This is a genomic window from Exiguobacterium sp. s40 (assembly GCF_018617905.1).
Lineage (GTDB): Bacteria > Bacillota > Bacilli > Exiguobacteriales > Exiguobacteriaceae > Exiguobacterium > Exiguobacterium mexicanum_A.
Window position 1 is genome coordinate 1 of sequence record NZ_JACSLC010000032.1, and the last position, 1,433, is coordinate 1,433.

A 1,433-nucleotide genomic window follows, 5' to 3' on the forward strand; every position below is an offset into this window, starting at 1 on the left:
TAATAAAAAAACTTATGCTGATTCAAGGAGATGATTCCTGTACTGTACGGGAGTCATCTTTTTCATGTTCCATTGATAACGATGATGGTTGTAATAGCTAATGGTTTTTCGGATTTCACGCTGTAGTGAATCGAACGTGGTACAGGCCTTTAACTCGACGATATCCTTGAAATGTCCAAAGAATGATTCCTGGACAGCGTTATCCCAACAGTTGCCCCGTCGGGACATGGATTGACCTAGCTTCATACGCTTCACCTCTTTCTGATAGGTCGGGCTCGTGTAATGCCCTCCTTGATCTGAATGGATGAATGCGTCCTTGTCCAAGCGAATCCTCCGGTTCTTCCGTAAACGCTTCAACGTATCCAATACAATGTCAAGATTGATGTTCTCAGAGAGTTGATGCGCCAGTACCTCATTGGTCGAACCGTCCACGATGGTCGAAAGATAGGCTCGCTTACCGTTCCCGTAAAATATGTAGGTGATATCGGTGAGAAGCACCTTGTAGGGAGTGCCCTGTTTGAATTCGCGTTTGAGGCGATTCGGCACCACCCGGTGCTCGGCCGTCGCCTTAATGAGCCGTTTGTATGGCTTCGCCTTGCGGATTGGACACACGATGTTGTATTTCCGCATGATACGTCGGATACACTTCAGGTTCATCGTCACACCGAAATGACCAGACAGCACCATCTTGATCTGCCTAGCACCCTTCTTGCGCTTCTTGAAGTGGAACGCCTTCAGAACGAGGTCACGAAGAGCCACGTCTTTCGATTCGCGCTCCTGTCTGGTCTGTCTCCTCCGTTCCGAGAAATAGGCGTGGTATCCCTGACGTGACACCCCGGCCACCTGGCAGAGATGGCTGACCATCCCCTTCATTTTGTGCTTGATGATGACACCTTGAATCAGCTCATACTTTTGCGATGCGTTAAGTCCAGCTTTCCTCTCCCTTCCGCCAGGCGGATCTCCTTTAATAGTTCGACCTCTGCTTTCAACAGTTTGTTTTCGGCCTCGAGCTTCGCGTACCGTTCTTCTGTCGACAGCTCTTTATCTCTCCAACGTCCTGAATTACTTGATCGTGTATCGCGCAGCCCCATTACCCCATCTTTTCGGTAAGCTCGTGTCCAACGATTTTTACAAGAACTCATACGCCGTTCACCGAGTACCTCCACATCGAATCCACATCCCCGGAAGATTTCCACAGGGAACTTTCCTTCCAACGTCTGTGCTATAAAAAGTTCCTTAAACTCATCGGTATACGTGATCCCTTTCGGGCTCACAGATTTAACGTAAGGATTTGCGGCTAGCGCATCTATTTCTTTTGACGTAAATATCTTCTTCGACACTCGAATTCACTCCCAATATGATTTAGTCCAGTGTACACAAAAACCCTGAGCAGTAGACTTTTTTTTAGTGTCTACTACTCAGGGTACAGTTTA

The 1,433-nt window shown here is 47.7% G+C and carries 1 protein-coding gene; it reads right to left on the reverse strand.

From position 1 onward, the window contains the following. Positions 1-12: 12 nt before the first annotated feature. Positions 13-1,340, reverse strand: a protein-coding gene (locus tag KNP02_RS14645) for an IS3 family transposase (RefSeq protein WP_214710305.1) whose coding sequence is annotated in 2 segments (ribosomal slippage) — positions 13-941 and positions 941-1,340 — 1,329 coding nt in all. Because the reading frame shifts where the segments join, the coding sequence is not laid out codon by codon here. Positions 1,341-1,433 lie beyond the last annotated feature (93 nt).